7 protein-coding genes and 1 pseudogene are annotated in these 7,380 nt (G+C 67.0%); all 8 read left to right on the forward strand.

Annotated features, from left to right (window positions below; all coding sequences use genetic code 11):
- Positions 1-718: 718 nt before the first annotated feature.
- Positions 719-1,969 carry a helix-turn-helix domain-containing protein gene (locus AC08OO_RS21345; protein WP_011438495.1) on the forward strand — a complete coding sequence of 417 codons (1,251 nt, stop codon included), beginning with the start codon at positions 719-721 and terminating at the stop codon, positions 1,967-1,969.
- A gap of 324 nt (positions 1,970-2,293) precedes the next feature.
- Positions 2,294-2,629: a hypothetical protein gene (locus tag AC08OO_RS21350; protein WP_131728952.1), complete on the forward strand. Its 336-nt coding sequence runs from the start codon at positions 2,294-2,296 to the stop codon at positions 2,627-2,629.
- 50 nt (positions 2,630-2,679) lie between these two features.
- Complete coding sequence (locus tag AC08OO_RS21355; protein ID WP_134351213.1) at positions 2,680-3,516, forward strand: hypothetical protein; 837 nt, start codon at positions 2,680-2,682, stop codon at positions 3,514-3,516.
- A 101-nt stretch (positions 3,517-3,617) separates the two neighbouring features.
- Positions 3,618-4,316: an aminoglycoside phosphotransferase gene (locus AC08OO_RS21360; RefSeq protein ID WP_157858584.1), complete on the forward strand. Its 699-nt coding sequence runs from the start codon at positions 3,618-3,620 to the stop codon at positions 4,314-4,316.
- Positions 4,317-4,471: 155 nt separating this feature from the next.
- Complete coding sequence (locus tag AC08OO_RS21365; RefSeq protein ID WP_011438491.1) at positions 4,472-4,720, forward strand: hypothetical protein; 249 nt, start codon at positions 4,472-4,474, stop codon at positions 4,718-4,720.
- A gap of 43 nt (positions 4,721-4,763) precedes the next feature.
- A complete protein-coding gene (locus AC08OO_RS21370; RefSeq protein ID WP_232235243.1) occupies positions 4,764-5,255 on the forward strand; it encodes a hypothetical protein in 492 nt (163 codons plus the stop codon).
- 493 nt (positions 5,256-5,748) lie between these two features.
- On the forward strand, positions 5,749-7,188 hold the full coding sequence (locus AC08OO_RS21375; RefSeq protein ID WP_134351214.1) for a replication initiator: 1,440 nt from the start codon (positions 5,749-5,751) through the stop codon (positions 7,186-7,188).
- A pseudogene (locus AC08OO_RS21380) lies at positions 7,185-7,380 on the forward strand (hypothetical protein); the annotation flags it as partial. The gene AC08OO_RS21375 and the pseudogene AC08OO_RS21380, both read left to right, overlap by 4 nt.

The raw sequence follows: 7,380 nt of genomic DNA on the forward strand, positions 1-7,380 counted from the left end.
GCGCTCTTGCACGGTCGGGAGGTTCTGGGGTAACCCCTCGGGTGTCCGCCCGGCGGAGGAGATCAGCGGTCCCGCGCGCCCGGCTCCTGGTGACCGGCGGCGGCTCCCCCTCCTCCAGAGGAAGGGCCGGGGTCCGGGGCGGCGCCCCGTTGCTCTTGCCTGACAGATGCTCGCGCCTTGTAGTATGAGCCGGTGTATCGGCGCCCTTGGGATCGCGTTCCGCGAAGTGCGGTCGCAAGGTGCTTTCTAGCCGTTCTGGCCACGCTTATGGCCGGATGCGCGGGCTACGATGCGCCTCCGACGATCTTTCAAGCGATCTGTCTTGTGCTGGCTGCTGCGTTTACTGGTGCGGCGGCTGTGGATCTGCCGGCCGCTGGCGCCCTTCAAAAAAAGCCTGAAATTCGCACGCTCTGTTGCGTATTTTCGTCCCCACGCTCGCGGGGGTAATGGACCCGCGACGCTCCGACGCGACGAACGGGCGGCCGGTCCGACGCGCCCGGGTGGGGTGCCGACCGGAGGGAGGCGGGGCCCCATCCCGGTGCGCGGCCGGGCCGGCCGGGGTCCTGTTCGGCGTGGCGTGTGCGGCGCCCTCGGCCTCGACGTCCGGCTTGGTCAGGATGTGGGGGTTGCCGCCCCGGAGGGGCGGCCTTGAAACCGTAGAGATAATTAGCGAGGATCATCATCAAAGGGTTTTTCGCTGCGTGCGAAGGGAGTTGGTATGGCGATCGTTGGCGGGACGGGTTCGGATGACGCGCTGTCCGTCGGTCGACGGCTGAAGGTTCTGCGCACGCGGCGGGGGATGACGCGGGAGGTTCTGGGCGGGCTGGTCGGTCGCTCGGCGTCGTGGGTGAAGGCGGTGGAGACGGGTCGGTTGGCTGCTCCGAAGTTGTCGATGTTGCTTCGGTTGGCGGAAGCACTCAGGGTGCGTGACCTTGCGGAACTGACGGGTGGTCAGTCGATCCCGGTGGTGTTGTTCTCCGGCCCAGGGCATGATCGGCTCACTGCTGTGCGGGCTGCTGTCAACAGGTTGCCGGTCTCAGCCGCCGATCAGCCTGCGCCCTCGGTTGCAGATCTACGGGGGCGGGTGACCTGGGCCTGGAGGGCGAGGCATGCGGCGCCGAATCATCGGGAGGTTCTCGGGGGGCTGTTGCCCGGGCTTCTGGATGACGCGCAACGCACTGCCCGCGCGGAGGCGGACGGTCCGCAGCGCCGTGCGGCGCTGGCCGTGTTGGCGGAGGTGTACGCGCTGACGCAGTTTTTCGTGTCCTACCAGCCCGCACAGGATCTAGTCTGGCGGGTGGCGGAACGTGGTGTCTCGACCGCGCTGGACTCGGACGACCTGCATGCGGTCGGGGTGGCAGCCTGGCTGATGACACAGGCGCATCGTGAGGCCGGGGACTGGGATGCAGCGGACGTCGTGGCCAGTCAGGCGACGGCGCTACTGCGGGACAGCCTGTCCAGCGATGACGCCACTGACGACGTGGCGGCGCTGTGGGGAGCGTTGCAGTTCGAGAGCGGCTACACGGCGGCGCGGCGTGGCGAGATCGGGAACGCTTGGAGGTACTGGGACGCGGCGGACGCCGTCGCGCGGCGACTGCCGGACGACTACTTTCATCCTGTCACGTCGTTTTCGCAGACGGTCATGCACGCGCACGCCGTGACGGTTGCGGTCGAGCTGCGACAGAGTGGTGAGGGCGTACGACAGGCGGAACGGTGGCGCGCGGCGGTGATCCCGTCCCATCCGCGGCAGGCGCGGCATTGGATCGAGCAAGCACGGGCTTACCAGATCGACAGGAAGTACGACGAAGCGCTTCGTCTCCTCGATCACGCCTACGACTCGGCGCCGGAGACGATCCGGTACAACGGCCACGCGCGGCGGATCATTCTGGAAGAGCTGGACGCGCGGGATGGACGGCGTCGGGAGCAGGCAAGCGAGCTGGCCCGGAAGGTGGGTCTGTTGGGGGTATAGACAGTACCCTCCGGATGCGCTCCGTGGCTCTACCTTCACTGCATGGCAGATACGACCGGCGCCGTTCAGGCGGCGCGACCCTGTAGGCCGGTCCGGTTGCCAGGTGCGGCAGTCACGTTGGCCGCTGGCCCTGGGGGGATCGTCACGGCTGTGACCGTCGACTCGGACGGCGAAGCGAGTCCTGACCGCTCAGTGATGGTGGAGTTCCCTCGCGTACCGCTGCCGGGTGTGGCAGGGGTGTTGGTCGGATCCCGGCCTCGGCCAGTGGCGGGCGGCGGGCTTCGGGCGGACGTGGAGTTCGTCGAAAGGCCCCGGGCAGAACTGGTGCGGGTTGCGCTGGGCATGGCCGGCCTGCCGCGTGTGGGTTCTGTGGTGGTCTGCCCGCCGGGAGCGCCGCCGGGTCGTATGGCGTTGGCGTTCGTGGTGGCGGGACTGCTGCGGGAGCGGTGCACGCCGCCGGCTGCGGTGGTGACGTGCGCGGCACGCCCGACGTTGGGGGTCGGCAAGGTCGGGGTCCCGCATGAGGTGCGGGTAGAGACCGACGGTGACGTTCTCTGCGAGATCGTCTACCAGGTCATTGAGGCTGATCAGGTGTCGAGCTGGCTGGCGGGATGGCGGCGACCAACCCGACCGATCCTCTCGTCGGTTGAGACACGGTGATACCGCTTCGCGCTCCGATAGATCATCGGACCCTTCCGGCCTGCTCGATCGTGGTCACCGACGCTGGTTTACTCATCGCGAAGATCGCCAGCATCGATAAGGACCTCTACGGCCTCGTCGCTTATGCCGCCGAAGTCGGCTATGGCACCGGGTTCAGCCTCTGGGGTAGACGGTGGAGCCGCGTTCTGAGCCTGCCCGGGCAAGAGCATGACGACATCGTCGGACGGATCGCACCGGAAGTACTTCAGCCGAACTTGGGTAAAATGGTACGGGTGGAATCGGGGGCGATTATGGGTGTGCTCTCCACTCGGGATCCACAGTTGATCGACGAGCACCGGGAGACATTAGAATATCTGGCAGCTATTCTTGGCGTTTCCACTGCCGCGCTGGGAATTTACGGGTCCGCGATGTACAAGCCGGCCACGGAACGTGGCGATATCGATTTCGTGGTCTACGGAGAAGAGCAAGGGCGGCAGGCGTGGGAGAGGATTCAGTCAAGGCTCCCCCCGGTGCCCCGACGTAAAGCCGGAAGACCTTATCATCTGCATTTTCCGCATTTGGACGGCTCGGTCTACCTTGATCCGCGTCTTATCCGCTCTGATGCCGATACCGTTGCCCTCGTCCGCGCACGATCTATGATCAGTCCCGGTGCAGCCCTGGATCGTCTCGCGGTGACTGCGGCTCGCGACGCCTTCTACTATCCGGCGCGGTACCAACTCGAAGACGGCTCCGTGTTGCTGAGCTACCGGCTCGGTCACTGCGCACTCCTCAAGCCTGGTGACCGAATCTCGGCAGCTCCGCTTCCCACGGTCCACTTCGATGGTGTGCCACACCGTATAGTCCTACGTTACGAACACCTGACGATCCACGCGGGGGCGGAGCCGTGATGGGCAACGCGACTGACCATCTCGATGAGGCGGCGCGACGTCTCCGCGCTGCCCCGGCCGGGCCCATCCGCCTCGGGATCGGTGGCCGTTCTATCGGATGTGTGGCCGACGTCGACGGCGTACGCCGCTGGCTTCGGGTGGTGGCTGTACCCGAATCTGACGTACATCCGCTGGTCTGGACGGGCACCGCGACCGCTCACGCCCTTCCTCGGAGTGTGCGGCGTCCAGCCATGCAGGGGGGAACCGAATGGTATACGGGCGGGACACGAATCCGCGCTGAGGTCATCGACTATATCGAGGAAAAGGTCTGCTCTGATACCGAGGTCCTTCGTACCGAACTCGATCTGACGGCGGGCTGGTGGCGTTCTCTGCGTGCATCCCTGGACGCTCTCGCCGCACAGCCGACCGAGCGTGTTCCGCGAACTCAAGAGCAGTTGCGCCGTGTCCTCGTCCGGCTGTTCGGCCCCTCGATCGATCCCACGGTGGGAACCTGGGTCACCGCGCATGGTGACCTGCGGTGGTCCAACATCACTCGGCGGACTCCTTACCTGCTCGATTGGGAGTTCTGGGGCGCTGCGCCTGCGGGGGCGGATGCGGCCACCCTGTACTGCACAAGCCTCCTAGTCCCGACGGTCGCAGATCAGGTATACGACCAGTTCGGCGACGTACTGACGAGCCGTGACGGTCGCCTTTCTCAGCTCTGTGTCGCAGTTCAGCTTCTCCGTCACGCCGATCACGGTGATCTCGGCGATCCACTCCGCAAGCTGATTGACGGGATTTTGCCGACCCTCACCAACTGACGGATCCACGCACGAATTTTCGTGTTTTGGTCCGGCGTTGCTTTTTTCGGGCGTCGAGTGGCGGGTTTTCGTCGCCGGTGCCCATGTCGGGGAGTTCGACGACTGACAAATTCGGGAGGTGGCGATGAGGGACGAGGGCAGGGAGGACTTGGTAGATGACGATGATGACGGCTGGGGGTGGGATGACGACGACGGGTATCGGTCCGGGGCCAGGGAGCGTGATCGGCCCTGGTGGCCTGGTGACCCCGTTGGGGGCGTGGGCGTTGGTGGTGCCGGGGGTTCAGGTGGTGGCGCCGTTCGTGGATCTGCGTTGGATGGCGGACTACGCACGGATGCGGGGGATTCCGGCGACGGAGTATTGGGCTCTGCCGTTTCTGGGACGCCGGGTGGTGGCGGTCCTGTGACCGGCCTGGGTCGTCCGGGCTGGGAGGAGTCGTGAGAGGGTCGGTGGCGGTAGGGGCCGCGGGGTGGGAGTTTCACACCGGGCAACTTCCGGAGTTCCTGCTCCTGCCGTGTGACGGTCTGATCGTTGGTTCCTTCCCGGAGGCGGTGGAGGCGGACAGCGAGGCTCAGCAGATGCTGCTGTCCGATCAGATGGCGGTGGACGAGGACATCATGGTGGGGGCGAGCATCGGGATTGCACAGCTCGGCCCGGTGGGGCTGGTGGTGCTGCATCGCCGGTTCACGTCGCTGATGGCGTCGCGGGTCGCGTGGGCGGTGGGCATCCGGCTTCGGCGGGCGAGGCTTGCCGCCGGCGAGTCGCCTCGGGTCGTGATGGCGGGGTCGAAGCCGAACCCGGATGTGACTCCGGATGGGGTGACGTTCACGCTGCATCGGGTGCGGGTGTGTGACCATGAGGTGGTCTCGCTGATCGAGGTGTGGGAGGTGCACTTTCCCGCGCTGGTCCTGGCGGCGGGAGAGGACTCCGTGCTGCTGTAGGCGGTGACCGTGTCGAGCTGGCGGCCCTGAACGTGTCCGGCCCTTCCCCTCGTGGCCGACGTTCGGGGTCGCCGTTGTCGTGTTTGCTGGTTTCAGCCCGGACAGGTCGGGTATAGTAGGTATTGGCATTCGAGGGGCTACGGTCCCTGCGCCATGTAAGGCAGTACGCCATATAGACGGGCTGTCCACGTAGAGCCGCCTGGGAGCGGCAGGACCGGGCTCGGGCTGCTGCACCACAGACCGCGACTGTGGTCTGTGTCCAGTCGTGTTGACGTTTCCGTCTGGGGTGCAGATGTGCCGCATGTGGCGTGTCCTGTCGATGTTCAGGTTTTCGTGCGTTCACGGGTTGACCGGGTAGGTCCGGCTGGCGGTTGAGGTCCGCCGCTGCTGATCTTCCGGTCTTTTTCTGTTCCCGTTCTCGTTGTCCGTGTGGGCTGCGGCCGTCCTGTGGGTTTTTCCGGGTCGGGCTGGGCCTGTGCGGTGAAAGGACGCGGTGGTTTCCGTGGATGTGGGCGTGAGCCTGCCCGAAAACCGGCCGGTCGCGGGTGGGTGTTCCCGCCCGATCCGCCTGTCCGGCCATGTTGATCATGTGGATGTCGGTACTGGTGAGGTCCGGCGGGCGTTTACCAGTGCCGGTGAGCCGGGCGGGGTGCTGCATGTGCGGTGCGGGAACCGGCGGGAGTCGGCGTGTCCTGCCTGTTCGGCGGTGTACAAGCGGGACGCGCGGCGGCTGGTCCTGGCCGGGCTGGCGGGTGGCAAGGGTGTGCCGGCATCGGTGTCGGATCATCCGGCGTGGTTCGTGACGTTGACCGCGCCGAGCTTCGGGCCGGTGCACTCACGGCGCCAGCGGGGCGGGAAGACGGGTCCGGTGCGGGCGTGTCATCCCCGGCGCGGTCTGTGTCCGCATGGGAAACCGGCGGGCTGTCATGAGCGGCACCATGAGGCGGATTCCCGGCTCGGGTCGCCGTTGTGCCCGGACTGCTACGCCTACGGCCGGTCGGTGGTCTGGAACGCGCTCGTCCCCCGGTTGTGGAAGGCCACCCGCGACGGCACGGAATCGGCGGTGGCGGCGGCAGCCGGGCTGACCGTGGCAGGGCTGCGCCGCGCGGCGCGGCTGTCGTTCGTGAAAGTCGCGGAGATGCAGGCGCGGGGCGTCGTCCACCTGCACGTAGTGATCCGGGTGGACGGTCCCGACGGGCCGGGCTCGGCTCCTCCGGCCTGGGCGGCCGGTGAGCTGGTCGCAGACGCGCTGCGCGGGGTCCTGAGCGTGGTGGCAGTACCGGCTCCGGATCCGGACGCGCTCACCCTTGACACCACCGCCGTTGCGGATGACGGCTGGGCGGTGCGCTGGGGCGCACAGGTCGATATCCGCCGGATCGCGTTGGAGGGGCCGGCGGATGTGTCCCGGGTCAGTAACTACCTGGCGAAGTACATCACCAAGTCCGCGGCGGCGGGTGGTGAGTTGGATCATCCGGTGCGGTCGCTGGCCGCACTCGGCCGGCTGACGCTGCCCCCGCATCTGCGCCGGCTGGTGGAGACGTGCTGGCGCCTCGGCCACGATCCGGTGTTCGCGGTGGCGTTGGATGCGGCACTCGGCCGGGACTCCGGTGACATCCCGCGGTTGGTCCGCTGGGCCCATCAGGCGGGATTTGGTGGTCACTGGCTGTCAAAATCACGGGCCTACTCGACCACGTTCACCGCGTTGCGGACGGTGCGGCGGGTGTGGTCGCGCACGATCGGTGCGGCGATGGCGGGCCGGGTGCCGGTGGATGCGTTCGGTCGTCCGGACGGCGATCCCGACACAGTGATCCTCGGGGCGTGGACCTACGCGGGGCGTGGTCTGTATGCCGGGGATCACGGTGATGATCCACCCGACGGGATGTCGGTGCCGGCGGCTGGGTCGGGTTCTGACGTGTGGCTGGCCGGGCTATGAGCAGCGAAGCTTCTGTTCAGCTCTCGTTGTTCGATGACACCACCGACGATGCCGGCACCGGCGCCTGTGATGCTGCTCCTGTCGTGGCGGGCCAGCAGGTGAGCACCGAAGGTTCCGGTGGCTCCTCGGCTGTTTCTGCCTCGATGGCTACCGGGGGTGCGCCACGGAACGCGACCACGGTGCGGGTGGGTG

The organism is Frankia sp. CeCAU1 (assembly GCF_977971845.1).